At 71.1% G+C, this 25,269-nt stretch carries 25 protein-coding genes; 12 read left to right on the top strand and 13 right to left on the bottom strand.

Annotation, left to right across the window (positions count from 1 at the left end):
* Positions 1–85: 85 nt before the first annotated feature.
* Positions 86–322, top strand: a complete 237-nt coding sequence (locus ABD951_RS20760; RefSeq protein ID WP_345349504.1) for a hypothetical protein — start codon at positions 86–88, stop codon at positions 320–322.
* Between the two features lie 24 nt (positions 323–346).
* On the opposite strand, the gene yczR is transcribed toward ABD951_RS20760, so the two are convergent.
* The gene (gene yczR, locus ABD951_RS20755) at positions 347–1,798 is read right to left on the bottom strand and encodes a MocR-like transcription factor YczR (protein ID WP_345349501.1); all 1,452 of its coding nucleotides are present in this window, start codon (positions 1,796–1,798) and stop codon (positions 347–349) included.
* Positions 1,799–1,819: 21 nt separating this feature from the next.
* On the opposite strand from yczR, the gene ABD951_RS20750 reads away from it, so the two are divergent.
* Positions 1,820–2,125: a hypothetical protein gene (locus ABD951_RS20750; RefSeq protein ID WP_345349498.1), complete on the top strand. Its 306-nt coding sequence runs from the start codon at positions 1,820–1,822 to the stop codon at positions 2,123–2,125.
* 57 nt (positions 2,126–2,182) lie between these two features.
* The gene (locus tag ABD951_RS20745; RefSeq protein ID WP_345349495.1) at positions 2,183–2,722 is read left to right on the top strand and encodes a methylated-DNA--[protein]-cysteine S-methyltransferase; all 540 of its coding nucleotides are present in this window, start codon (positions 2,183–2,185) and stop codon (positions 2,720–2,722) included.
* A gap of 148 nt (positions 2,723–2,870) precedes the next feature.
* Here the strand turns inward: ABD951_RS20745 and ABD951_RS20740 are convergent, their stop codons facing one another.
* The 3 genes from ABD951_RS20740 to ABD951_RS20730 form a co-directional block, all read right to left on the bottom strand.
* Complete coding sequence (locus ABD951_RS20740; protein ID WP_345349492.1) at positions 2,871–4,160, bottom strand: adenylosuccinate synthase; 1,290 nt, start codon at positions 4,158–4,160, stop codon at positions 2,871–2,873.
* Between the two features lie 169 nt (positions 4,161–4,329).
* The gene (locus ABD951_RS20735) at positions 4,330–4,641 is read right to left on the bottom strand and encodes a hypothetical protein (RefSeq protein WP_345349489.1); all 312 of its coding nucleotides are present in this window, start codon (positions 4,639–4,641) and stop codon (positions 4,330–4,332) included.
* Positions 4,642–4,780: 139 nt separating this feature from the next.
* Positions 4,781–5,206, bottom strand: a complete 426-nt coding sequence (locus tag ABD951_RS20730; protein WP_345349486.1) for a hypothetical protein — start codon at positions 5,204–5,206, stop codon at positions 4,781–4,783.
* A gap of 247 nt (positions 5,207–5,453) precedes the next feature.
* Between ABD951_RS20730 and ABD951_RS20725 the strand changes: the two genes are divergently transcribed.
* Positions 5,454–6,131: a hypothetical protein gene (locus tag ABD951_RS20725; RefSeq protein ID WP_425569905.1), complete on the top strand. Its 678-nt coding sequence runs from the start codon at positions 5,454–5,456 to the stop codon at positions 6,129–6,131.
* 71 nt (positions 6,132–6,202) lie between these two features.
* Complete coding sequence (locus tag ABD951_RS20720) at positions 6,203–6,976, top strand: site-2 protease family protein (RefSeq protein ID WP_345349480.1); 774 nt, start codon at positions 6,203–6,205, stop codon at positions 6,974–6,976.
* A gap of 28 nt (positions 6,977–7,004) precedes the next feature.
* On the opposite strand, the gene ABD951_RS20715 is transcribed toward ABD951_RS20720, so the two are convergent.
* Positions 7,005–7,871, bottom strand: coding sequence for an alpha/beta fold hydrolase (locus ABD951_RS20715; protein ID WP_345349477.1), 867 nt, complete (start codon positions 7,869–7,871; stop codon positions 7,005–7,007).
* Positions 7,872–7,939: 68 nt separating this feature from the next.
* Positions 7,940–8,851: an aminotransferase class IV gene (locus tag ABD951_RS20710; protein WP_345349474.1), complete on the bottom strand. Its 912-nt coding sequence runs from the start codon at positions 8,849–8,851 to the stop codon at positions 7,940–7,942.
* A gap of 97 nt (positions 8,852–8,948) precedes the next feature.
* Between ABD951_RS20710 and ABD951_RS20705 the strand changes: the two genes are divergently transcribed.
* A complete protein-coding gene (locus ABD951_RS20705) occupies positions 8,949–9,911 on the top strand; it encodes a DUF389 domain-containing protein (RefSeq protein ID WP_345349471.1) in 963 nt (320 codons plus the stop codon).
* A gap of 4 nt (positions 9,912–9,915) precedes the next feature.
* On the opposite strand, the gene ABD951_RS20700 is transcribed toward ABD951_RS20705, so the two are convergent.
* Entirely contained in the window at positions 9,916–10,872 is a 957-nt protein-coding gene (locus ABD951_RS20700; protein WP_345349468.1) for a helix-turn-helix transcriptional regulator, read from the bottom strand.
* Positions 10,873–10,936: 64 nt separating this feature from the next.
* Between ABD951_RS20700 and ABD951_RS20695 the strand changes: the two genes are divergently transcribed.
* A complete protein-coding gene (locus ABD951_RS20695; RefSeq protein ID WP_345349465.1) occupies positions 10,937–11,401 on the top strand; it encodes a pyridoxamine 5'-phosphate oxidase family protein in 465 nt (154 codons plus the stop codon).
* A complete protein-coding gene (locus tag ABD951_RS20690; protein WP_345349462.1) occupies positions 11,398–12,318 on the top strand; it encodes an SDR family oxidoreductase in 921 nt (306 codons plus the stop codon). The genes ABD951_RS20695 and ABD951_RS20690 overlap by 4 nt, the downstream gene beginning before the upstream one ends.
* A gap of 4 nt (positions 12,319–12,322) precedes the next feature.
* On the opposite strand, the gene ABD951_RS20685 is transcribed toward ABD951_RS20690, so the two are convergent.
* Entirely contained in the window at positions 12,323–13,243 is a 921-nt protein-coding gene (locus ABD951_RS20685) for a cation diffusion facilitator family transporter (RefSeq protein WP_345349459.1), read from the bottom strand.
* Positions 13,244–13,401: 158 nt separating this feature from the next.
* On the opposite strand from ABD951_RS20685, the gene ABD951_RS20680 reads away from it, so the two are divergent.
* Positions 13,402–14,538, top strand: a complete 1,137-nt coding sequence (locus ABD951_RS20680; RefSeq protein WP_345349456.1) for a serine hydrolase domain-containing protein — start codon at positions 13,402–13,404, stop codon at positions 14,536–14,538.
* Positions 14,539–14,773: 235 nt separating this feature from the next.
* Here the strand turns inward: ABD951_RS20680 and ABD951_RS20675 are convergent, their stop codons facing one another.
* The 4 genes from ABD951_RS20675 to ABD951_RS20660 all read right to left on the bottom strand — a co-directional run bounded on the left by ABD951_RS20675 (position 14,774) and on the right by ABD951_RS20660 (position 20,162).
* Entirely contained in the window at positions 14,774–15,907 is a 1,134-nt protein-coding gene (locus tag ABD951_RS20675; protein ID WP_345349453.1) for a thiolase family protein, read from the bottom strand.
* A gap of 169 nt (positions 15,908–16,076) precedes the next feature.
* A complete protein-coding gene (locus ABD951_RS20670) occupies positions 16,077–17,339 on the bottom strand; it encodes an MFS transporter (protein WP_345349584.1) in 1,263 nt (420 codons plus the stop codon).
* Positions 17,340–17,575: 236 nt separating this feature from the next.
* Entirely contained in the window at positions 17,576–19,051 is a 1,476-nt protein-coding gene (locus ABD951_RS20665; RefSeq protein WP_345349450.1) for an MFS transporter, read from the bottom strand.
* Between the two features lie 211 nt (positions 19,052–19,262).
* Positions 19,263–20,162: a LysR family transcriptional regulator gene (locus ABD951_RS20660; protein ID WP_345349448.1), complete on the bottom strand. Its 900-nt coding sequence runs from the start codon at positions 20,160–20,162 to the stop codon at positions 19,263–19,265.
* An 88-nt stretch (positions 20,163–20,250) separates the two neighbouring features.
* On the opposite strand from ABD951_RS20660, the gene ABD951_RS20655 reads away from it, so the two are divergent.
* A complete protein-coding gene (locus ABD951_RS20655) occupies positions 20,251–21,156 on the top strand; it encodes a LysR family transcriptional regulator (RefSeq protein ID WP_345349445.1) in 906 nt (301 codons plus the stop codon).
* Positions 21,153–21,788: a TetR/AcrR family transcriptional regulator gene (locus ABD951_RS20650; protein ID WP_345349442.1), complete on the top strand. Its 636-nt coding sequence runs from the start codon at positions 21,153–21,155 to the stop codon at positions 21,786–21,788. Before ABD951_RS20655 ends, ABD951_RS20650 begins: the two co-directional genes overlap by 4 nt.
* Before the next feature lie 87 nt (positions 21,789–21,875).
* Here the strand turns inward: ABD951_RS20650 and ABD951_RS20645 are convergent, their stop codons facing one another.
* Positions 21,876–23,948, bottom strand: coding sequence for a 3-hydroxyacyl-CoA dehydrogenase NAD-binding domain-containing protein (locus tag ABD951_RS20645; protein WP_345349439.1), 2,073 nt, complete (start codon positions 23,946–23,948; stop codon positions 21,876–21,878).
* A gap of 233 nt (positions 23,949–24,181) precedes the next feature.
* On the opposite strand from ABD951_RS20645, the gene ABD951_RS20640 reads away from it, so the two are divergent.
* The gene (locus ABD951_RS20640) at positions 24,182–25,198 is read left to right on the top strand and encodes a LysR family transcriptional regulator (protein WP_345349436.1); all 1,017 of its coding nucleotides are present in this window, start codon (positions 24,182–24,184) and stop codon (positions 25,196–25,198) included.
* The last annotated feature ends 71 nt before the right edge of the window (positions 25,199–25,269 follow it).

Genomic DNA, 25,269 nt, shown 5'->3' with positions numbered 1-25,269 from the left:
CGGCGCGCCGCCGCGGACCCCGCTCCGGCCGAATTCAGGGATTCCCCCGATGCGTGGCGTCGGCGTCGCCGCCACAATCGGTGGCATGGATGTCACGCAATGGTGGCCGCGACTGTCCCCGGAGGCACGTGACTGGCTCGTCGAGCACAACGGGGAGCCGCTCGATCCGGCGGTCGCGCACGAGATACTCGCCGTCAACGACGGCGTGACCGATCCGGGCTGGTGGCAGGGCGACCCCGCCGACGGCATGTCCGAGCTGACCGACGACGTCGTCGACTGGATCGAGGCGGTCGCGAACGGCGAGGGCCCGGCGGGCGGCTGAGCGCCGCGGGGTCGTACTCGGTGTTCAGATGACCAGTGCGGGACTCGCCGGTATCGGCCGTACCGCCAGCGCGCGGTACGCCGCGGCCAGGCCGCGCACCGCCGCGCGCAACTCGTCCTCGCTCCTCGCATACGGCAGCCGGATGTACCGCTCGAACGCCCCCTCGAGACCGAAGCGCGGACCGGCCGCGAGCAGCACGCCGTGTGCGGGGGCGGTCGCGGCGACGGCCGTCGACAGCGGCTCGGGCAGCTGCACCCACAGGGCCATGCCGCCGGGCCCCGGATCGCAGCGCCACTCGGGCAGTTCCGCCGCCAACGCGGTCACCAGCGCCGACCGCTGACGGCGCAGTTGCTCCCGCCGGGCGGGCAGCACCGCGTCCGGGTCGGCGAGCAGATTCGCCGCGACCACCTGCTCGAGAACCGCGGACCCGAGGTCGATCGCGGACCGGATCGCCAGCAGGGCGGTGACGGTCGACACGTCGGCCCGGATCCAGCCGATCCGCAGGCCGGACCAGTACGCCTTCGACATCGATCCGATCGTGATCACGTCGGCGCGCGCGCCGGCCGCGAAGGACGCCACCGGGGTCGGGGTCGGCTCGTCGAGACCGAGGTCGGTCATCGTCTCGTCGACGACAAGCGTCATGCGGGTGTCACCGGCGATCCGGACGAGTTCGGCGCGACCTGCGTCGTCGAGACAGAAGCCGGTGGGGTTGTGGAAGTCCGGGACGACGTAGGCGAGCTTGGCGGCGGTCTGCCGGGCCGCACTGCGCATCGCGTCGAGGTCCCACCCCCTCGACTCCAACCGCAGTGGCACCGGCACCGGCCGCGCCCCGGAACGTTTGATCGCCTCGATTCCGTTGGTGTAGGTGGGGTGGTCGATCAGCACCCGCTCCCCCGGCGCGGCGAGCAACGCGAGCACCAGCACCAGGGCCTGCTGCGCGCCCGTGGTGATCATGATCTGCTCCGCGGACGTCGGAACGCCGCGGTCGCGGTACCGCTGCGCGACGGCCTCCCGGAGCACCGGCAGCCCGAGCGACTCCAGCCCCGTGGTGTGCAGGTGCGCGGGGAGCGCGCTCACCGCGTACGTGTAGGCGTCGAGGATGCGGTCGGCGGGTGCGGACATCGCGGCGCAGGTCAGGTCGACGGCCGCCGCGGGCACCGGAACCGGCACCGGGGTCGGCGAGGGCGCGGGCAGGGTGACCGTGCTGCGGGACCCCTGCCGGCTCACGAGGTACCCGTCCTCCCGCAGGACGGTGTACGCGGAGGTGATCGTGGTGCGGCTCAGTTCGAGGGCGACCGCGAGGTCACGTTCGCTGGGCAGCGCCACCCCGAGCGGGATGCGGCCGTCGGCGATCAGCAGCCGGATTCCGTCGGCGAGGGCGCGGTATCCGGGCCGGCGTCCGTGGCTGCCGCGTGCGCCCTCCGGCTGCCAGCGACCGAGGTCGCGGGCCAGTGTGGACGCGCCGATCACCCGCATTGGTGGGCCTCGCTCAGCATCATGCAGACCAGTATTGCCCAACTGGCCATTTATCTCAATGCCAGTTGGACGCACGATGAAGGCATGCTTCCGTTCCTGACCTTCCTCGCCGTCCTCGGTGCCCTGACCGCGGTCACCCTCGTCCGCCGCACCCGTGGCAGGCCGCTCTTCCACCTGGACCAGTTTCGACCTGCCGCTCCGCTGGCCGGGCGCCTGCCGGAGGAGCACGACGCCGAACGCGCGTACCGCGACCTCCAGGCGGTGGCGTCGCGCACCGAACCCGGCATCGGCGCCGGACGAAGCCTGGCGGCCAAGCAGTCCAGTTGAGGACAACTGGCCTTTCCTGTGGGCGAACCTGTCGGGGGGTGCGGTCATACTGGATCCGTGACCACGCCGTACTTCGCGCTCTTCGACACCGTCCTCGGCCGGTGCGGGGTGATCTGGGGCGGGAACGGCATCGTCGGGTTCCAGCTACCCGAGCGAACCGAGGGCGGAACCCGCGAGCGCGTCCGGAAGTGCTTCCCCGACGCTCGGGAGCGCCCCGCCGGCGCCGGTGAGCGCGCGGTCACGGATCGGGTCGCCGCCCTGCTCGCCGGTGCGCCCGACGACCTCGCCGACGTCGCACTCGACCTGACCGCCGTCGGCGACTTCGACCGCCGCGTCTACGCCGTCACACGCACGATCGGGCCCGGTCACACGCTGACCTACGGCGAGGTCGCGGCCGCGGTCGGCAGCCCCGGCGCCGCACAGGCCGTCGGACAGGCGTTGGGGCGCAACCCGATTCCGATCCTGGTGCCGTGCCACCGGGTGCTCGCCGCGCACGGCGCGGTCGGCGGCTTCTCCGCGGCCGGCGGCGCCGTCACCAAACGTGCCCTGCTCAAAGCCGAGCACACACCCGGTTTCGACGACCCCACCCTGTTCTGACCACGGGAGGGCCCGCCCGCAGCCACCGGCGGGTGTCACGTGAAGAAGTCGGTCGCGGGGCCGGTCACCGGTCGACTCGACCGCACCGGCCGCGACGCGACGAACCCGCCCGGTGGGACACCGGACGGGTTCGTCGCAGGTTCGAAGATCAGGCCAGGACGTCGCGGCGGACGATCGTCTCGTCGCGGCCCGGGCCGACCCCGATGCAGGAGATGAACGCGCCGGACAGCTCCTCGAGTCGCAGCACGTAGTTCTGCGCGTTGACCGGCAGCTCCTCGAAGGTGCGGCAGTGCGAGATGTCCTCCCACCAGCCGGGCATCTCCTCGTAGATGGGCTTGGCGTGGTGGACGTCGGTCTGCGTCATCGGCATCTCGTCGTACCGGACGCCGTCGACGTCGTAGGCGACGCAGATCGGCACCGTCTCGAGGGTGGAGAGCACGTCGAGCTTGGTCAGGAAGTAGTCGGTGATGCCGTTGACGCGGGTCGCGTAGCGGGCGATGACCGCGTCGAACCACCCGGTGCGCCGCGCGCGGCCGGTGGTCACGCCGACCTCGCCACCCTGCTTGGCGAGGTACTCGCCGTGGCTGTCGAACAGCTCGGTCGGGAACGGGCCGGAGCCGACGCGGGTGGTGTACGCCTTGAGGATGCCGAGCACCGTGGTGATCCGGCTCGGCCCGATGCCGGAGCCGACGGCGGCGCCGCCCGAGGTCGGGTTCGAGGACGTCACGTACGGGTAGGTGCCGTGGTCGACGTCGAGCAGGGTGCCCTGCGAACCCTCCAGCAGCACCGTCTCGCCGCGTTCGAGGGCCCGGTTCAGCTCCAGGCGGGTGTCGGTGATGCGGTGCTTGAAGCCCTCCGCCTGCTCGAGCACCTCGTCGACGACCTGCTGAGGGTCGAGGGCCTTGCGGTTGTAGATCTTGACCAGCACCTGGTTCTTGAATTCCAGTGCGGCCTCGACCTTCTGGGTGAGGATCTTCTCGTCGAGGACGTCGGCCGCGCGGACGCCGACGCGGGCGATCTTGTCCTGGTAGCAGGGGCCGATGCCGCGGCCGGTGGTGCCGATCTTGCGGGCGCCGAGGTAGCGCTCGGTGACCTTGTCGATGGCCACGTGGTACGGCATGATCAGGTGCGCATCGGCCGAGAGCAGCAGTTTCGAGGTGTCGACGCCCCGCTCCTCGAGCCCGGCGAGCTCCTCGAGGAGCACACCCGGATCCACCACGACACCGTTGCCGATGACGTTCGCGACGCCGGGGGTGAGGATGCCGGACGGGATCAGGTGCAGTGCGAACTTGTCACCGTTCGGGAGGACGACGGTGTGGCCGGCGTTGTTGCCACCCTGGTATCGGACCACCCACTGGAGGCGGCCGCCCAGTAGATCGGTAGCTTTGCCCTTACCCTCGTCGCCCCACTGGGCTCCGATGAGGACGATTGCCGGCATGACGTGTCTCCTAGGTCGACAGACGTCTGCGCATCTCAGCGCAGAGACCAGCCGTCCGTGGACAGTGGCCGGGACGACAGTTTAGCCGAGGAGACTCGGCACACCCGACATCGCACCGCGATCCGCCTCCGTCGCCGGCCCGTGACCCCTCGGTTCACTGGGCCCGAACTCAGGCCGCGGTTGGACCGTGCAGCCACGGCGCCGGGCTGACCTGGATCTCGAGCCCGTCCTCGTCGGCCGCGGACCGGACGACGCAGGTGGGCGGGGCCCACACCGCGCCGTCGACCTGCAGATAGATCACCCGGTCGGGGTCCCCGCCGAGCAGGTAGCTGACGCCACCACTCATTCGGAACCGTCCTGTCGCGTGAGCCGCGATTCTCGTCGGCATGCCCGGCGCGTCGGACCCCCGGTCGGACTCCTCGGGGTCGAGCACCAGTGCCTCGTTCGTCGTGTTGACCATGGTGACGCTCACTGTGGTCATCGCAATCGCCTCGGTCGTCCGTCGGGTGAGTCATCCGGCTCGGTCGAACACTGCTACTGCTCTCGAATTTACTGCTCTCGAATTCGGGTGGGGCAACGGCGCTCGTGCAACGGGATCACGAGGCCCGGGCGGGCGCGGTTCAGTCGGCGACGAGCGCGAAGCCGGGGCGTCCGCCGTCGGCGGCGGGGACGATGCCGGCGACCACGACTCCCGGGCCCGAGCGGACCGATCCCTCGGCGCGCAGCGTGCCGTCCGCCGCGGGCTGCGGCTGCACGGTCTCGAAACCGCCGACCAGCGACAGCATGTTGAACCACACCACCCGCACCGGCAGCGGTGGCGCGTCGGGCGGGAGCTCGGCGGTGATCTGGACGACCTCCGGTTCGGACACGGAACGCTCGACGTCGGCGTGCACCGCCACCGACCCGATCACCGGCTGCACCTGGAACGGGTGACTGAGCGCCGCGGTCGGCGTGGACATCTGGCCGATGCCGAGCTCGAGGAGGTCCTCGGCGGCGCGCAGGTCCGCCGACGATTCGGCGGTGCCCTCTCTTCGCAGCTCGCTCACGACCGAGGTGAGTCCGGACCGACAGAATCGGGTGACCCGGGTGGAGGACGGACGTCGTAATGGCGATTCGGTGGTCAGCATCGGAAACTCCGATTGTGGGCTGCTGCGGGGGGTGTGTCGACCGCTCCTCTCAGGATAGAACCGCAGGGTCTCCGGCACACCGGAATCGGGTACGCATCCGGCAGCCGGATGACGGCCGCGGCGGCATCGTTCGTATCGTCGGAGCGAACGAACGCACGGACCGGAGCTGATCTTGACCATTCACGTACTCGCCTGCGGCGGACCGGAAGTCCCGACGCCGCTCGCGGCACTGCCCGTCGTGACCGCACCGGCGGTGCCCGCCAAACCCGACTTCGACGAACTGCTGCCGCTGCTCGACGCGGCCGGGCCGGATGTCGCCGGGCCCCGGTTGGTGGTCGTCGGCGACGACGGCGCGTTGGCGGCGACGCTGACCCGGCTGATGCGCAGCGAGCGGCTGCACGTGGAGGTGGCGTACGTCAGCGCCGAGCCGACCCCGGCGACCCGGCTGTACGGGCTGCCGGTCGCGCAGCGGGCCGCTCGCCTCGCGGTCGACGGGTCGGCCTCGCCCCTGCCGCTGATCCGTGACGACTCGGGCACCGCTCTGGTCGGGGAGGCGACGATCACCGGTCCCGACGGCGGTCCGCTCGTCGGCGAGGCGTACGCCGATTCGGAGCGGGTGTTCTCCGGCGAGATCCCCCGGCTGCGGGTCACCCCGACTCTCGATCTGCCCGGGGTCCGGGCGAGCGCGGGGCGGCGTCTGCTGCGCACCCGCTGGCTGCCGGCGCGGGCCGTGCAACTCGGCGCGGTCGGTGCGGTCGTCACCCGCGACGGTGTCACCACGCCGCGGGCGCTGAAGCGGTGCAGCTTCTACCGTGACACCCGGGAGTGGCTGCTCGTCCGCTGAGGCGCCGGCATGCGACCGGGGGGCGGCGGGCGCCGACTGCACCGGCACGGACGTCGCGGCACACTGGATCCATGACGTTTCCCGACACCCGACGTGCCGTGGTCCGGCCGAGCCCGGTGTTCGTCGCGGTGCTCGCGGTCGCGATCGGCGGGGGCGTCCTGGCGTGGCGGGCGGAGCCGAAGTCGACCGCCGCGAGTGTCGGGGTGTTCCTGCTCGTGGTCGCGGGCTGGGTGGTGTCGGTGTGCGTGCACGAGTTCGGGCACGCGTTCGTCGCGTGGCGGCACGGCGACCGCGACGTCGCGGCCCGCGGCTACCTGACGCTGAATCCCCTGAAGTACAGCCACCCGCTGCTGTCGATCGGGCTTCCGGTGCTGTTCATCGCCCTCGGCGGCATCGGCCTGCCGGGCGGGGCGGTGTACCTGCGCACGGATCTGCTGCCGCCGCGGGCGGCACGCCGCATCGCACTGGCCGGGCCCGCGGTCAACGCGATCACCGCGGTCGCGCTGCTGACCGTCATCCGCGTCTTCGGCGACGCCGCCACCCACCCGGTGTTCTGGTGGGGGCTGAGCTTTCTGGCGTTCCTGCAGGTGATGGCGACCGTGCTGAACGTGGTCCCGATTCCCGGCCTGGACGGGTACGCGGCCCTGGAGCCGTCGCTGTCGCCGCGGACCCGCCGCTCGCTCGACCAGTTCAAGGGTCTCGGGATGCTGGCGTTGATCGCGCTGCTGTTCGTCCCGTCGGTCAACCGGGTATTCTTCGACGCGGTCTACGCCCTGTTCGAGCTGTCCGGGGTGCCCGGGGTGTGGGCGCAGTACGGCAACTATCTGATGCGGTTCTGGCTCTGACGTCCGTCGCGATCCGTGGGACCGCCGGTCACGACCAGGCGGCGAGGACGGTCCGGACCGCGGTGACCACCGAGAGCGGCTGGTCGAACACCGGGTGGTGCCCGGCGGCCGGGAGCTCGACGATCGTCGCGTCCGGGCCGAACATGTCGCGCATCCGGTCCAGCAGGGCCTCGCTGACGATGCCGTTCTCGCTGCGGAAGTAGGCGACCCGGGTGCCCGCGGTGGTGCCGTCGAGGGTGCTGCGCCCGCCGCGGCCCATCTGACTCGCGTCGAACTTCCAGCTCCAACCGCCGTCGACCTCCTTCAGTGAGGTCCGCGCGATGTGGTCGAACACGTACGGCTCGGCGGTCTCCTGCGGCGGCACCAGCCGGAACCGGGACACGGCCGCGTCGACGCTCGGGTAGACCTTGGGGCCGGTCACCGGCCGCTGCGCGCGCATCTCCTGCTCCTCCGGGGTGAGGTCCCGGATCGGCGAGTCGAGGATCACGATGCCGTCCAGCATGTCCCCGTGCCGGTGGGAGGCGACGTAGGAGACGATGCCGCCCATGCTGTGCCCGACGAGGACGGGCTTGCCCACGATCGAGCCGGCCTCGGCGACCGCGAGCACCTCGTCGGCCCACGTCTCGAGCGTGTAGATCTCCCGGTGGTCGCTGTCGCCGTGCCCGGACAGGTCCAGCGCGACGACCCGCCTGCCGTGCGCCAGCAGCGGGCCGACGTGGTCCCACCAGCGCGAATGCGCCATTCCGCCGTGGACGAGGACGATGCCGGGCTGGTCCTCCTCGCCCCAGGCGCGGTAGGCGATCGACGCGCCGCGGACCTCGACCCGCCCGATGTCGACGGGCGCGGCGAGGGCCTCGAGGAACCACTTCGGCGCTGATCCGTTGTCGATGCTCATCACCCGAAGTTACTTCCTCGGGCCCACGGCGGTCCTCCGGGCCGCCTCCAAGTGGTGCGGCGGTCCGCCTACAGCGCGGTCACCCAGCCGTGCAGGGTGTCGGTGCGCAGGGCGGCGGCGTGCCGCTTGCGCAGCGCCTCCCCGACCGGTCCCGGCTTACCCGTGCCGACCACGCGGCCGTCGACCTCGAGCACCGGCGCGACACCGGCGGAGGTGCCGGTGACGAACACCTCGTCGGCGATGTACAGCTCGGTCAGGTCGACGGTCCGCTCGACGACCGGGATGCCGTCCTCGGCGGCGAGCGTGAGCAGGGTGCGCCGGTTGATGCCGTCGAGGATGTCGCAGGACACGTCGGGGGTGATCAGGGTGCCGCCGCGGACCAGGAAGATGTTGGCGGCGCTGACCTCACACACGTGCCCGTTCGTGTCGAGGAAGACCGCGTCGTCGTAGCCGGCGTCGATGGCGTCCTGCTTGGCGAGCACCGAGTTGACGTAGGCGCCGTTGACCTTGGCGCGCGACGGGATCGCCGAGTCGGGGATGCGCCGCCACTGGCTGGTCTTCAGGCGCATGCCGTCCTGCGGGACGATCGGGACCGCGTCGTAGACGAACATGCTGACGGTGGTGTGGCAGCCGCGGACCCGGGTTCCCGGGATGGACTCGTCGACGTGCACGCTGGCGCGCACGAACACGTCCCCGGTCGGCGCGTTCTCGGCGACGAGTTCGGTTGCGACGGAGACGAACCGGTCGTAGTCCCAGTCGGCCGCGAACCGGTCCATCCCGATGATCTTGCAGGACTCGACCATGCGCTGGAAGTGGTCGGGCAGCCGGAACGCGGTGCGCCTGCCGCCGTCCACGTGCACCGGGAACACGGTGTACACGCTCAGGCCGTACAGCATCGCGGAGGTGGCGACCCCCAGCGACGCCTCGGCGGCGTCGACGATCCGGTCACCGAAGTACACGCGGGGATGTGGGGTAGCCATGGCCGGCAATGCTAGCGAGCCGGCGCACGCGCGCGAAACGATTTGGGTACCGCTGCGCCTCCACGGCGTGGCACGAGCCGGGCGGCACACTGTCGGCATGCTGCATCTGCGGATCCTGTCGCCGACCGACCTGACCGACGACGCCGTCCGGATCCTCGAGGACGAGGAGGGGGTCAGCGGGCTGGCCGTGGTGCGCGGCGCCGCGATCCGACCGGACGGCGACCTGGTGTACGCCGACCTGGCCCGGGAGACCGCGAACGACGTCGTCGCGAAACTGCGGGCGACCGGACTGCACCACCGCGGCAGCATCGAACTCGACCCGATCCACACGTGGCTCTCGCGCAGCGGGTTCGATGCCGAACTGCGCGCGCCGGGCAGCAGCGCCGACACGGTGGTGTGGGCGGAGGTCGCGCAGCGCTCCTACGAGGACGTCGAGCTGAACTGGACGTACCTGAGCTTCATGACGATGGCGACCCTGCTGGCCGGCATCGCGATCATCACCGACTCGCAGATCCTGGTGATCGGGGCGATGGTGCTCGGGCCGGAGTTCGGCGCGATCGCCGCTCTCGGAGTCGCCCTGGTCAAACGCCGAGTCGTGTTGCTGGCCACCGCGGTTCGCACGCTGGTCGTCGGGTTCGTGGTGGCCATCGCCGCGACCGCGCTTGCCGCGGTGGCCGGACGCCTGCTGGGCTGGGTGACGTACGAGGACGTCACCGGCCCACGGCCGGAGACCGCGTTCATCTACAGCCCCGACAAGTGGTCGTTCATCGTCGCGGTGATCGCTGCGGCGGCCGGGGTGCTGTCGCTGACGTCGTCCAAACTCGGTGGGCTGTCCGGGGTGTTCATCTCGGTGACCACGGTGCCTGCGGCGGGCAACGTGGGGCTGGGCATCGCGTTCGGTGCCGGCAACGAGATCTGGGGCAGCACGCTGCAGCTGGTGCTGAACCTGTCCGGGATGGCCCTGGCGGGGTGGGCGACGCTGGCGATCCAGCAGGCGGTGTGGTCGCGGGTGTCGGTGCGCCGCGCGACCGCCCTGGACCGGCGACGCCGGATGCTGTGACGGCTCACGCGTTGCGTCGGGCGATCTCGTCCCCGACCGCTCGCAGCCCGGCGCGCAGCGACGCCGGCGCCAGCACCTCGACGCCGGCGCCGAGCGCGGTCAGCTGGTGCACCGCAACCTCTTCCGCCTCGAGACGCAACTCCACCCGGACCCAGCCGTCGGCGTCCGCCGGCCCGGGCGTCACCCGGGCCGCCTCCACCCCGACCACCGCGGGCAGGGCCCGCCACGCGGCCGGGGACAGCCGCACCCGGCACGGGAACCGCAGCAGGGAGCGGTCGAACTCGGCGGCGGACGCCGCCCACCAGGCGGCCAGGTCGAAGTCGGCCGGCCGATCCGCCGCGGCGCCCGCGTCCGTGGCGGCGGTGACGCGCGCGACCCGGTAGGACAGCGTCCGCCCCCGGTGCACGGCGACGAGGTACCAGACCCCGGCCTTGGCGACCAGCCCGAGCGGGTCGAGGGTCCGGGTGACGACCCCGCGGCCCCTGCGGTATCCGATCCGCACCCGGCGACCGTCGAGCACGGCGCGCGCGACCGCCGCGAGATGCGGGGTGCGGTCGGCGGTGTCGAACCAGCCGGGTGCGTCCACGTGCAACCGGGAACGCCACAGCCGGGCGCCGGTACGCAGCGGCAGCGGCATCAGGCCGAGCAGCTTCGCCTCCGCCGCCGCGGTCTGTGCCCCGAGCCCCAGGTCCGCGGCCAGCCCGGGGATCCCGAGCAGCATCAGGGCCGACGTCTCCACCTCGGTCATTCCGCTGAGCTTGGACTGCCAGCCGTCGAGCAACCGGATCCCGCCGCCGGGGCCGCTCTCGGTGTACACCGGGACTCCCGCCGCCTGCAGTGCAGCTACGTCGCGGTACACGGTGCGCACCGAGACGCCGAGCTGCTCGGCCAGCCGGCCCGCGGTCGAGCCCGGTCCGCCCTGCAGACGCAGCATCAGATCGAGCAGCCGACTTGATCGCACCCGCCGGACACTACGACGTGTCACTGACAGGAGATGTCAGGGATGGGCACGCACACTGGGTTTCATGACGACCTGGCAACAGTTCTCCGACGAGGCACCCGACCTGGCCGACGCGGTTCGCGCGCGGTTGACCGCACACAAGCACCACGTCCTCGCGACCCTGCGTGCGGACGGCTCGCCGCGGGTCAGCGGCACCGAGGTCGAGACCTTCCGCGGGCTGCTCGTGCTCGGCTCGATGCCGGGTGCCCGCAAGGCACGGGACCTGCAGCGGGATCCGCGGTACTCGTTGCACTCGAACCCGGGTCACCACACGATGGACGGCGGCGACGCGAAGATCTCCGGCCGTGCCCGGGAACTGACCGGCGACGAGAAACGGGTGATCCTCGACTCCTACCCGGAGAACCCGGGCGAGGACGCGCAGATCTTCGAACTCGGTGTCGAGGAGGTGGTGCTGACGACGGTGTCGGAGGACCGCCTGCACGTCGACCTGTGGCGTCCCGGCGCCGGCGTCACGCGGACCAGCCGGTGAGCGCAGCGGATCTGACCGGCAAGGTCGCCCTGGTGGCCGGCGCCACCCGCGGCGCCGGCCGCGCGATCGCCGTCGAACTCGCCCGGGCGGGCGCGACGGTCTACGCGACGGGACGCAGCAGCCGCGCCGGGCGCTCGGAGATCGACCGGCCCGAAACCATCGAGGAGACCGGCGACCTCATCGCCGCGACCGGCGGCGACGGGATCGCGTTGCGCGTCGACCACCTCGAACCGGAGCAGGTGCGCACCCTGATCGCGCGCATCGACGCCGACCACGGCAGGCTCGACGTCCTGGTCAACGACATCTTCGGCGGCGACCGATACGCCCAGTTCGGCACCACGGTGTGGGAGCACGACCTCGACGGCGGCCTGCGGATGCTGCGGATGGGCATCGACACGCACGCGATCACCAGCCACTTCGCCCTGCCGCTGCTGATCCGGCGGCCGGGCGGACTCGTGGTCGAGATGACCGACGGCACCGCGGAGTACAACGTCGCGTACCGGCACCAGGTCGGGTTCTACTACGACCTCGTCAAGGCCGCGGTGCAGCGGATGACGACCGCACAGGCGTACGAACTGGCGCCGCACGGGTGCGCCGCGGTCGCGGTCACGCCCGGCTGGCTGCGGTCGGAGACGATGCTGGAGATCTTCGGTGTGACGGAGGAGAACTGGCGCGACGCCCTCGACCGGGAGCCGCACTTCGCGATCTCCGAGTCGCCGACGTTCGTCGGTCGCGCGGTGGCGGCGCTGGCCGCCGACCCCGAGGTCGCGGCACTGAGCGGCACGGTGGTCTCGAGCGGGCAGCTGGCCCGGCGGCACGGGTTCACCGACGTCGACGGTTCTCGCCCGGACTGCTGGCGCTACCTCGTCGAGGTGCAGGACCGCGGACTGCCTGCGGACACCGACGGCTACCGCTGACCGGTCACCACGTCAGGTTCTCCTCGCAGCGGGTCCCGTCGACGCCGGACTCGACCTGCACGGTGGCGTGTTCGAGGCCGTGCCCGTCGAGGACGGTCTTGGCGGCGCGCAGCACGCTCTGCGAGTCGGTGTCGGTGGTCAGGTGCACGGTCGCGACGTCCATGCCGGTGGTCAGCGTCCACACGTGCAGGTCGTGGACACCGGAGACACCGGGCAGGGCCTGCAGGTCCGCGCGAACGGCGTCGACGTCGACGGTCGCGGGGGACGCCTGGGTCAGGATCCGCAGCGCGGCCGCGGCGAGTTTCATGGCCCGCGGCACCACCCACAGCGAGATCAGCACACCGACGACGATGTCGGCCCAGGTCCAGTCGAACAGCAGCACGAGGGCACCGGCGATCAGGACGCCGACGCTGCCGACCGCGTCGGCGAGAACCTCGAGGTAGGCACCGCGGACGGCCAGGGAGTCCTCGGCGTCGGCGCGCAGCAGCAGCATGACCACGAGGTTCGCGGCGAGTCCGGCGGCGGCGGTGAGCAGCATCGGCAGGCCGGGGATCTCCGGGCTGTCGCCGATCCGGCCGATGGCCTCGCACATCACCCACACCGCGACGGCGAGCAGCAGCACCGCGTTCGCCATCGCGGTGAGGACCTCGGCGCGGTGCCAGCCGAACGTGCGGGCGGCCGCCTTGGACCCCTGCCGGGCGAGCAGCAGCGCGACCAGCCCCATCGACATCCCGACGACGTCGGTGAGCATGTGGCCGGCGTCCGCGAGCAGGGCGAGCGAGCCGATCGCGAGGCCGACGACGACCTCGAGGACGAGGAAACCGAGGAGGATGCCGAGCGCGACGACCATCCGGCGGATCCGCGCGGACGACGGTCCGGCCGTGCCCGGTTCCGCCGCGTGTCCGTGACCGTGGCCGACTCCCATGACTGCCCCTCCCGGTGCCGCACCTCGGCCCCCGGCCAATCATATGCACACATTCGCATATGTAGAAGGGTCGACCCCGACGCGACGAGCACTTCTACTCGAGCTCGAGTTCAATTAATGTGGCCTGACTCACATCGACCGAACGGAGTCGGCAGCACATGACAGAGATTTCGGGCACCTGCGATCCGCGATTCACCGACCTGCGCGACGCCCTGCGCCGCAACCTCGACTCGGGCGAGGACCTGGGCGCCTCGATCGCGGTCACGATCGACGGCGCGCCCGTCGTCGACATCTGGGGCGGCTGGGCGGACACCGACCGCACCACCGCGTGGCAGCGCGACACGATCACCAACGTGTGGTCGTGCAGCAAGACCGTCACGGCGCTCGCGGTGCTGATGCTGATCGACCGCGGCCTGATCGACCCGTACGCGTTGGTGTCGAAGTACTGGCCGGAGTTCGCCGCGAACGGCAAGGAGGGCGTCGAGGTCCGGCACCTGCTCTCCCACACCTCCGGGGTGTCGGGGTGGCAGGAGCCGCTGACCCGGGACCAGCTCTACGACCTCCCGGTGGCGTGCGCGCGGCTCGCCGACCAGGCCCCGTGGTGGGCGCCGGGCACCGCCTCCGGCTACCAGGCGATCAACCACGGGCACCTGCTCGGCGAACTGGTCCGCCGGGTCGACGGCCGCGACCTGCAGCGGTTCGTGGCCGAGGAGGTCACCGGACCGCTCGGCGCCGACTTCCGCTTCGGCGTCGACCGCGCCGACCACGGCCGCGTCGCGAACGTCGTTCCGCCGCCGCCGCTTTCGATCGACTTCGCCTCCCTGGATCCGAACTCGGTGATGGTCAAGACGTTCGGCAACCCGCCCGTCGACGCGACGGTGTCGTGGACCGACGGCTGGCGCGACGCGGTGATCGGTGCCGCGAACGGGCACTCCAACGCTCGCGCGCTGGCCCGCATCCAGTCCGCGATCGCCTGCGACGGCACCGTCGACGGCGTCCGGCTGCTCGGGCCCGACACCGTCGAGCTGATCTTCGAGAAGCAGTCCGACGGCGTCGACCTGGTGCTCGGCGTGCCGATCCGCTTCGGCATCGGATTCGGTCTGCCGACACCGGAATCCGTTCCGTACGTGCCGGACCGCCGAATCTGCTTCTGGGGCGGCTGGGGCGGGTCGCAGATCGTCATCGACACCGAGCGGCGCGCGACGATCTCCTACACGATGAACCGGATGGGGGCGGGACTGCTCGGCTCCGACCGTTCCGCCGAGTACGTCGCGGCCGCATTCGCCGCGCTCTAGGGGTCGGGGGTGGGCACCGCGGGCGACGGCGCCCACCCCCGCGCGGGCCGGATCGCGCCCGGGTCGAGCGGGAAGCAGCCGTCTTGACCACCGCCCCAGTGCGTTTCGACCGGACCTGCGCGCCCCGCCGCGCCGCGCCGCCCGAGTCCCCCGCATCACCAGCTGACGCGCACCCCGTCCTCGGTGTGTCCGTGGGCTCCTGCCGGGTGTTCGACCGTTCCGGCGCGAACGCCCGTCAGAGCAATTCGAAGATGGTGGCGTTGGCCATCCCGCCACCCTCGCACATGGTCTGCAAACCGTAGCGAATACCGTTGTCGCGCATGTGGTGCACCAGCCGGGTCGCCAGCACCGCACCGGACCCGCCGAGCGGATGCCCGACCGCGATGGCGCCGCCGAGCGGATTCAGTCGACCCGGGTCTGCACCGGTCTCCGCGAGCCACGCCAACGGGACGGGAGCGAAGGCCTCGTTGACCTCGAACGCGCCGATGTCGGCGATCGAGAGCCCGGACTTCGCGAGCGCCTTCGCGGTCGCCGGGATCGGTGCCGTGAGCATCGTCACCGGGTCGTCACCCGCGAGCACCGCGGTGTGGATCCGGGCGATCGGCGTCAGCCCCAGTTGCCGCGCCCTCTCGCCGGTCGTGATCAGCAGGGCACCGGATCCGTCGGAGATCTGCGAGGCGTTGCCGGCGTGGATCACCCCGTCCTCCTTGAAGGAGGGCTTCAGCGAGGCGAGCGTGTCCACCGTGGTGCCACGCCGGATGCCCTCGTCGACATCCAGCACTCCCGGCAGGACCGCGATCTGTCCGGTGAAGGCACCCGAATCCGCTGCCGCAGCGGCCTTCTCGTGCGAGGAGGCGGCGAAGGCATCCACGTGCGCGCGGGAGAGGCCCCACTTCTCCGCGATCATCTCGGCCCCGACACCCTGATTGAACGTGTCGACGCCGAAGCGGTCCAGCACGGTCCGGCCGAACGGCTGCCCGGACTGGCGACTCGATCCCATCGGCACCCGCGACATCGACTCCACGCCGCCGGCGACGGCGACGTCGTACTGGCCGGAGACGACACCGGCTGCCGCGAAGTGCAGCGCCTGCTGACTCGAGCCGCACTGCCGGTCGACCGTCGTCGACGGCACCGTCGTGGGCCAGCCGGCGGCGAGCACACCACTGCGGCCGATGTTGTTCGCCTGGTCCCCGACCTGTCCGACGCAGCCCCACACGACGTCGTCGACGATCGACGGGTCGATGCCGGTACGGTCGGCGAGGGCGGAGAGGACATGGGCGGACAGGTCCGCCGGATGGATCCCGGCCAGCGATCCGTTGCGCCTACCGACCGGGGTCCGGACGGCGTCGACGATGACTGCATCCCGCATGAGGGCTCCTTCTGTGCACGAAACTTGCGTCAGTCCAATCAATCAGCACCGGGGAGCCCGGGACCAAGACGTGAATGCGTACACCCCGATCGGTTGGGGTTATGCCGCGAACTCATTCGCCGCAGCGGCCCTGGAACCCAGTGGTTCCAGGGCCGCTGCGGCGAACGGCTCAGGCGGCGGGTGTGAGGTGGGGCACCGACCCCGCCCGCACCCGGGCGGCGTCGCGCTCGGGCCGAGCGAACAGTGCCGCGCTGATCCCGCCGGCCAACATCAGAACGCCGGCCACCACGAATGCCGTGTTGAATCCGGCCGCCTCGTCGGCACCGCCGCCGGCCTGGACGAGCCTGCCGGTCACGTACGGGGCGATCAGGCCGGCCGTGGTGTAGAGCCCGGTCATCGTCGCGAGCACGGCCGCGCGCTGACGGACCGGGGTGATCTCGCCGATCATCGTCGAACCGATCGCGAACTGCAGGCCGCCGACCGCGAACGCGACGGTCACCGCAGCCAGCGCCAGACCCCCCGCCGGGGCGACCGGCAGCAGGAGCATCGCCGTCGCCGCGGTCAGGACGCAGCCTGCGCCGAGCAGTCCGCGCGCGACCCGGCTCGACACCCCGCGCCGCATCAACGCGTCGGTCAGGAATCCCTGGGCGAGGATCAGCGCGCCGCTGACGCCCCAGGGCAGGACGATCAGCAGTCCGGTCGCGCGCGGGCTGTGTCCGAGCGGGCCCTCGAGGTAGACCGGCAGCCAGGAGATCATGATCGCCAGCGCCCAGTACGCGGCGAACGACGAGAACAGCACGCTGAGGCTGGTTCCGCACAGGAAGAGCCGCCGGTACGGGATCGGGGGTTCCGCCGCGACCTCCGCCTCCGGCCGGGCCGACGCGGCTGCGCCCGCCGACCCGTAGGTGCCCTCGCGGCCCACGACCATCCACGCGACCACCCAGACCAGCCCGATGGCGAACATCGCGAAGAAGGCCAGGCGCCAGCCGTACGCGATGATGATGCTGGTCATCAACGGCGCCAGCACCACGACGCCCAACGAGGCCCCGAGGTTGATGATCGAGCAGGGCAGGGCTCGCCGCTCGTTGGGGAACCACTTCTGCACCGCATGCATGGCCAACGGGTTCGCGGGCCCCTCGGCCGCACCGAGGACCACCCGGCTCACCAGGATCGCGACGAACCCGACGTTCAGCAGCATCGGCAGCTGCGTCAGTGCCCAGACGACCGCGAGCACCGCGAGCACCCACTTGGTCTGCACCCGGTTCGTGACGAATCCGACCACGATCGCCGAGATGCTGAACAGCGCGAAGAAGGCGCTAGAGAGGATGCCGTACTGGCTCGCCGTCAGGCCCAGATCCTTCATGATCGGCTTGGCCGCAAGCCCGAGAATCGCCTTGTCCCCGAAGTTGATCAGCATGAAGACGAGGAGCATGCCGGTCACGACCCATGCCCGTCCTCGGCTCGGCGGCGGGGCCGCCGGCTCGACGGACACGACTGGGACCTTCGCTGGCGCGGATACGGTCATCGCTGAACCTTCCGAAGTGATCGAGTGAGTGTGATCCACGCCACTCAGTGCACCATCGACTATGTCACACCACTAGAGCGGTATTCTAAATGCGATGCATCGGATCCGCTTATGGCTCCCGTCACCTGCGGTTTCCGGGCCCGTCACCGTCGTGCGCGGGGCCGACCTCGCGCCGCGGAGGAGGCCAGGGCACCCGCCAGCGCGACCACCACGAGCACGACGAAGACCGAGTGGAATCCCCGAACCAGGGCGTCCGACGCCGCCGGACCGAGAGTGGCACCGCTGCGGCCGTACACGGCACTGCGGTCCCCGCCGGACAGGGGCATCGCCACGACGACCAGACATCCGGCGACCCCGATCACGTTGCCGACCATCTGCATCAACGCGCGGACGCTGCTCACCACGCCGAGCATCGACCGCTCGCACTCGAGCAGCACCGCGGCGCCGTTGGCGGTGAGCAGGACACCCGTTCCCACGCCCGCCACGAACCCGCCGATCATCGTGAACGTCAGGTACGCCGATCCGGTGACGGACGGGATCAGCAGCACCACCCCGGCGGCCGTGACGAGCGATCCGGCGACCCCCAACCGATGGTGACCGAGCCACCGTTCGATGACGCCGTAGGCGAGCGAGGCGAGCATCGTTCCGAGCGAGATCGGTACCACCGCCAGGCCCGCGACGGTCGGCCCGAGCGCGTGCACCGTCTGGAACATCAACGCCACCACCAGGATCAGCGAGAACCGGACAGCTGTGTTCAGGAGGCTGGAGATCGTCGCCCATCGGAAGACCTTGTCGGCGAACAGTGTCAGGTCCAGGAGGGGGAACACTGCCCGCCGCTCCCACCACACGAAGGCGGCCGAGGCAACCGCCGCCGCGGCGAGCAGCCCGACGATCGGCGTACTGGCCCAGCCGCGTTCGCCTCCCATGGTCAGGGCCGCGACGCCCGACACGATCGCGACGATCGACAGCGCCGCACCGGGTCCGTCGAAGGTCCCGCGAGGTTGCCCGGCACCCTCGGGTCGCGGCAGCACCGACATCCCGGCGACGTAGGCGAGCACCGCGATCGGAACGTTGACCCAGAACAGCCACCGCCAACCGAGTTCGGCGGCGATGACCCCGCCGAGCACCGGACCGAGAATCTGCGCAACCGAATTGACCGCGAAGAAGATCCCCATCGCAGACCCCAGACGGCCCGGCGGGTACGCCGCCGCGATCATCGCGGCGCCGGTTGCGAACATCATCGCCGCACCCACGCCCTGCACCGCCCGACCGGCGACGACCATGCCGACGCCGGGTGCGAGCGCCGACGCCACGCTGGACACCGCGAACAGCGTCATCCCCCAGAGGAACACCCGGCGTCTGCCGACCAGGTCGGCGACACGCCCGAACACGAGAATGGTGCCGGCCATCCCGACGAGATAGGACAGCAGGATCCAGCTGGTGACGGTCGGGCCGGTCCCGAAGTGTGCGGCGATCACCGGGAGCGCGACGTTCAGCGTGCCCTGATTGACCCCACCGAGAAACGCGGTGAACGAGGCCACCAGCAGCACCCATCCCGGGGCACCGCTCCGTCGGCTCCGGTCCGGTCGGGCGGATGTGTCGATGCGGACGTCGGTCACGCGGCGAACCGCGTCACGAGCGCGTGCGGGGCGGCAGGCCCGACCCTGGCCGCCCGGACTCCCCCGCAGCTTTCCTCATCGTGTGCTGTCTCGCGCATGCCCATCCTCGTCGACGACGACCCTTTCCAGCCACGTTTCCGGGGCGGGCGACCGCGGTCAAAGACGGAACTCCACTGGCATCGATAGCGTCGGGTTATGCCTGCGCGCGGCGCTACCGGGGCGTGATCGCGTCGTCGGCGACGCCGACCGTCGCCTCCTCGACGAAGGCACGTGCGGCCGGAGACAGTTCGTCCGACCGGCAGACGACGCCGAAGTCGCGACCCAGTTCCGGGTCGGTGCGCACGACGGCGACTCCGCGCCGCGCCGCCTGCTCGGCCTCGCGATCGGTGAGGAACGCCGCCCCGGCCCCGGCAGCGACCAGGAGAAACACGTGGTGCTCGTGCTCGACCTCGACCACGACGCGCGGGGAAAATCCGAGGCCGGCGCACGTGCGCTCGACCTCGTCGCGCACCGCCGTACCGCGCGGGCCGATCACGAGCGGAATCTCCGCAAGACGTTCGAGCGGTAGCGACCGTGCCGGAGTGTGCGGGGATCCCGGCGGGAGACCGAGGAGCAACCGGCGCCGGCCGAGGGTGTGCGCCACCACGCGCGAGCCCCCGACCGGGAGGTAGTCGACACCCACCTCACACCGGGCGGCGCGCAGCAGATCGGCGACGTTCGAGTGCGATCCGGGATCGATCAGATTCACCCACACCCGGGGATGCCGGGCACGAAACCGGGCGACCAGCGCCACGATCGGATCCACCGCGAGGTCCGGTGGAGTGGCGAGATCGAGGCGGCCACCGGCCAGACCGGCGATGCGGCGCACGGCCTCGTCCGCGGAGCGGGACGACTCCATCACCTGCCGCGCCGGACCCACCAGGGCCTCGCCCGCGACCGTGAGCTCCATCCCGCGGGGAACCCGACGGAACAACTCCACACCCAGTTCGTTCTCCAGCGCCCGCAGTGACTGGGACAGCGCGGGCTGCGCCACGAAGAGGATCTCGGCAGCCCGCGTGACGCTGCCGTGCTCGACGACGGCGAGAAAATAGCGCAGCTGACGCGAGTCCACCGCGCGAGCGTATCTCCGACGGCCCGGGCTAGGCTGAACCGACCGCACCCGGACGCGAGCTGCGACGAATCCTGTTATAGAGGTGGCAATGGAGTTCCGGCAGGCCGAGCACTTCCTCGCCGTGATCGACCACGGCGGTGTGGTGCGCGCGGCCGCGGCACTGCACCTGGCCCAGCCGTCGCTCTCGCAGTCGATCAGGGTGCTCGAACGCGAACTGGGCACTCCGCTCTTCCACCGGGTCGGCCGGGGTCTGGTACCCACCCCCGCGGGGAAGGACCTGATCAAGCCGGCCCGGCAGTTGTTGCGCGACGTCGCGACGGCACACGCCTCGGTCGCGGAACTCTCGGGTCTGTACAACGGGCACGTCGACGTGGGTGCCACCGCCAGCGCCTGCGAGTCCCCGCTGCCCGTTCTGATCGGCGACCTGCGGCGGGCGTATCCCAGGGTGACGGTGCGGGTCCGCGAGTACTCGTCCGAGTCGGACATCACCCGGGCGGTACTCGACGGCAGCGTCGAATTGGGGTTCGGATTCCTCGCCCCGGAGGTCGAGGACCAGGACCAGCCCGGTGTCGAGGTGCACCCGCTGAGCACCGACGAGATGTGTGTTGCGCTGCCGGCGTCGGTCGCGGCCGAACTGCCCGATCCGCTGCCGTACGACCAGCTTCCCGACCTGCCTGCGATCGCCGTCACGAGCGGGTCCCGGGCGCGGACCACGGTGGAGGCCGCGCTGCGCCGCGCCGCGCGTCGCACCCGGCTGGGGGTCGTCACCGCGCACCGCCAGTCGGCGATCCCGTTGGTCGCCGCCGGCGCCGGCATGTGCTGGATCACCCGGCAGCAGGCCGCCAACGCCGACGAACCGGGCGTGGTGGCGAGGGCGTCGGACCCGCCGATCATGCTCACGATGGCGGTGCTGCACCGCGCGGGGGTGCTGGCACCCGCGGCCCGGGCACTGCTCGAGGTCGCGCTGAGCCGACGGGACATGATGGCGGGATGAATTCGACTCGCCCGGCACCGTCGGACGCCCCGGTGACGGGCGCCGACGTGGAGCAACGGTACTCGCCGAGAGCACAATCGACTCGGCGCGCGGTTCTCGACGCGGCCGGTGCGGTGTTCGCGGAGAAGGGGTACGAGGCCTCCAGCATCGCCGAACTGGTGGAGCGCTCCGGGATCAGCGTCGGCAGCATCTACCACCACTTCGGGGGCAAGGCCGAGGTCTTCGGCGCGCTCTACGACGAGTTCTATCATCGGCAGCGGCGCCGGACCGAGGAGGGCAGCGCACGCGCACGCGAGGCCGGGGAAACCGACACGCTCGCGATCTACCTGGCCGGGGCACGCGCCTACCTCGACGGGTGCTGGCGCGACCGCGAACAGACGCGGTTGTTCCACGCCATGGAGGGCCCCCCGGGACTGTGGCGAGCGCGTCAGGAGCGCGTGACCGCGTGGGTGCGCACCAACATCGACGAGCTCGACAGCGCGTCCCTCCCCCACGGCGACTCCCTCGCGCACGCGGTCACCGCCGTGGTGCTCGCGTGTGCGATCGAGCTGACCGAGGTCGACTCCCCCACTGCGGCAGAGGAACTGATCGAGTACTTCCTCGGCCTCATCGCCCGCGTCGCCGCGCCCTAGCGTCACGGCGCCAGTGCCCGGAGTCCGCGCCGGCGCAGGTGCCGCGGGTGCCGGCGACGAACGCGGCGCGATCGGGGGCGAGGATCGTCACCGGAAGGTGCCGCCCTCGGCGGCCAGCCGAGCCAGGAGGGGTGCCGGTCCTCGACCGTCGACGTCGAATCGGCGCACCGCGTCCTCGACGCGATCGAGGCCGACCGTGTCGGCGTGGAACATCGGGCCGCCGCGGTGCCGCGGGAAGCCGTACCCGGCCAGGTAGACCACGTCGATGTCGGAGGCCCGCAACGCGATGCCCTCGTCCAGGATCCGTGCACCCTCGTCGACGAGCGCGAAGACCAACCGCTGCACGATCTCCTCGTCGGAGATCTCCACGCTCCGAATGTCCCACTGCCGCCGGAAGTCCGCCAGCATCTCGGCCACGACCGGGCTCGGGATCGCGGCGCGGCGCCCGGGTTCGTAGTCGTACCACCCGGCCCCGGTCTTCTGGCCGAATCGTCCCATCTCGCAGAGCGTGTCGGACAACACGTCTCGGGGCATGTCGGGGTCCTCCGCGTAGCGGCGCTTCCGGACCGCCCAGCCGATGTCGCCACCGGCCAGGTCGGCCATCCGGAACGGCCCCATCGCATACCCGAATCCCTCGATGGCGGAGTCGATCCGCTCGGGCGTCGCGCCGGCCTCCAGCATCAGCTGCGCCGCGCGACGGTAGCGGGCCAGCATCCGATTGCCGATGAACCCGTCGCACACGCCCGAGACGACTGCGGTCTTTCCGATCCGCTGGGCAACCGCCAACGCCGTCGCCAGCACGTCGTCGGACGTCCTGCCGGCGCGCACGATCTCGAGCAGTGCCATCACGTTCGCCGGACTGAAGAAGTGCATGCCCAGGACGTCGCCGGGGCGGCCGGTCAGCGCGGCGATCTGGTCGACGTCGAGCGTCGAGGTGTTCGTGGCGAGGATGGCGCCCGGTTTCGTCACCGCGTCGAGGCGCGTGAACACCGCACGTTTGACCTCCATGTCCTCGAAGACCGCTTCGATCACCAGGTCGACGTCGGCGAGCGCCGCGTAGTCGACGGACGGGGTCAGCAGGGCCATCCGCTGTTCGAGCACGATCGCGGCGAGCTTGCCCTTGTCCACCTGGGATTGGTAGTTGCGACGAATGGTGGCCAGCCCTCGGTCGAGCGCCTCCTGCGACGTTTCCAGGACGGTGACCGGGATCCCGGCGTCGACGAAGGTCATCGCGATGCCGACGCCCATCGTGCCGGCACCGACCACGGCCACCTGCCGCACGTCCCGAATCGGCGTGTCGGGCGCGAGGCCGGGAACCCGGCGGGCCGCCCGTTCGGCGAAGAAGGCATGCCGTAGCGCGGCCGACTGCACGCCGCCGACCAGCTCCCGGAACGCCGCACCCTCCGCGGCCAGACCCACGTCGAACAGCGCGGCGATCGCCTTCTCGACGAGGTCGAGCGCGAGCAGCGGTGCGGCGAACCCACGGCTCCGCGCGGTCAGCTGCGCCCGCAGCGCGCCGAGCACCGTGGCGCCGCCCGGGTCGACCGCCAGGTCACGCACCCTGGTGCGCACGCCCCGGCCTGCGACCTCACGCGCGAACTCGATTGCCGCGGCGACTGCATCGGCCTCCACCACGCGATCGAACAGGCGCTGGCGCGGATCCGCCGCGAGCGCCCGTGCGGTCCTCGGCGCTCCCCCGGTGATCATCTCCGCCGCGGTCCGCACGTCGAGCACCCGGGGCAGCCGCTGGGTGCCGCCGGCTCCCGGAACGAGACCCAGCTTCACCTCCGGCAAACCGACCCGCGACGCCGCGGTCGCGACCCGGTGATGCGTAGCGAGGGCGAGCTCGAGGCCCCCGCCGAAGCACGTGCCCTCGATCGCGGCGACGACCGGCTTGGGCGAGTCCTCCAGCGCCTCGATCACCGCATGCAGGGACGGCTCCGCACCGGCGTTGGAGGTCCCGAACTCCCGGATGTCGGCTCCGGCCGAGAAGACGCCGTCGGTACCCGCCAGCACGATCGCCTCGACGTCGGGCGTGTCGAGCGCACGCGAGAGATCGCGGACGATCCCCGCCCGGACCGACTGCCCGAGGCCGTTGACCGGGGGATTGTCGAGACGAATGATCGCGACGCTCCCGGCGACGCTGTACTGAGTGGACATCGATACCTCTGCTTGCCGAAGGGACGAGTGGAGCGAGCCCGCGCGGCGCCGCTCGCGGCATCGACCATCGCGCCGGCGCCGATCACCATTGAAGGCATGCGGGTTGCCGTCGTCCAATACGCGTACTCGCCGCCGCGCATAGGAAACGACTATGCGCGGGCGCTGCCCGATCACCGAAAGTCGCTCACCCGTGTCGGATTCCGTTGCCCTGCCGGGGCGGATAGCGTGGCTTCATGGAGCTTCGCCAGATGGAGTACTTCCTCGCGGTCGTCGATCACGGGGGCGTCAATCGCGCCGCCGCCGCGCTGCGGGTCGCACAACCCTCGCTGTCCCAGGCGGTACGCAAACTCGAGAAGGACCTGGGAACCGAACTGTTCCACCGCGTGGGCAGGGGTCTCGTCCTCGCGCCGGCCGGGGAGGCGCTGATCGGTCCGGCCCGCATGATCCTGAGGGAGTCGGAGGCGGCGGCGAACGCGGTACGCACCGTCGGGCAGGTGGGCGGGGGGCGAATCGACATCGCGACCCTGTCGGACATGTCCATGGACCCACTGTCGGTGTGGGTGGCGAAGTTCCGCGCGCAGTTCCCCGACGTCCGGTTTCACATCGAGGAGCGCGACGACGCGGTGGAGGTGGCGAACCTGGTCCGGTCCGGCGCGTGCGAGATCGGATTCGTGGCATCGGAGGCTCCGATGGACGATCTGATCACCGAACACCTGACCGATCAGAAGTTCGTGCTCGTCTGCCCGCCCGGCACGGACTCGTACTGGCCGGATCCGGTACCGATCGAGGCCCTGGCGCGCGTTCCGTTCGTGATGGGCGGACACGGCACGGCCACCCGCGAGTACATCGAGAACTCGCTGCGGGAGCACGGGGTCGAACCGCGGATCGTGATGGAGGTGCCCCAACGCGGTGCGGTACTGCCGATCGTGCTGTCCGGCGGTGGCGCAGCGGTGATTCCGCTCCGAATCGCCCTCGATGCCCGGCACCGCGGCGGGACGGTGCGGGAGCTGTCACCGACACTGGCCCGCCCCCTGGTCGCGCTGTATCGCAAGGGTCGGGTCACCCGGGCGACCACCGAGTTCCTGACTTCTTCGAAGCGTTCCCTTCAGGAGTGGCTCGACGCCATCTCCGGACACATGGAACGGGGACATTCGCTGGTCGAATCGGCGTCCCTGGCCTCGCTCGCGGCCGATCATCGGGTCCGCGAACGGCACCGCGCCGAAACCGATGTCGTCCCATTCGATCAATAGGCGTCCACACTCAATTCGGGTGAAACTTGGACTTTGACTTGTCGGTCGACACCTTCTTGAATGGAAGTGCG

This window comes from Rhodococcus olei, from assembly GCF_039540555.1.
GTDB lineage: Bacteria > Actinomycetota > Actinomycetes > Mycobacteriales > Mycobacteriaceae > Rhodococcus_G > Rhodococcus_G olei.
The sequence above is the reverse complement of the archived record's forward strand: the minus strand, read 5'-3'. Positions and strand labels throughout refer to the sequence as shown.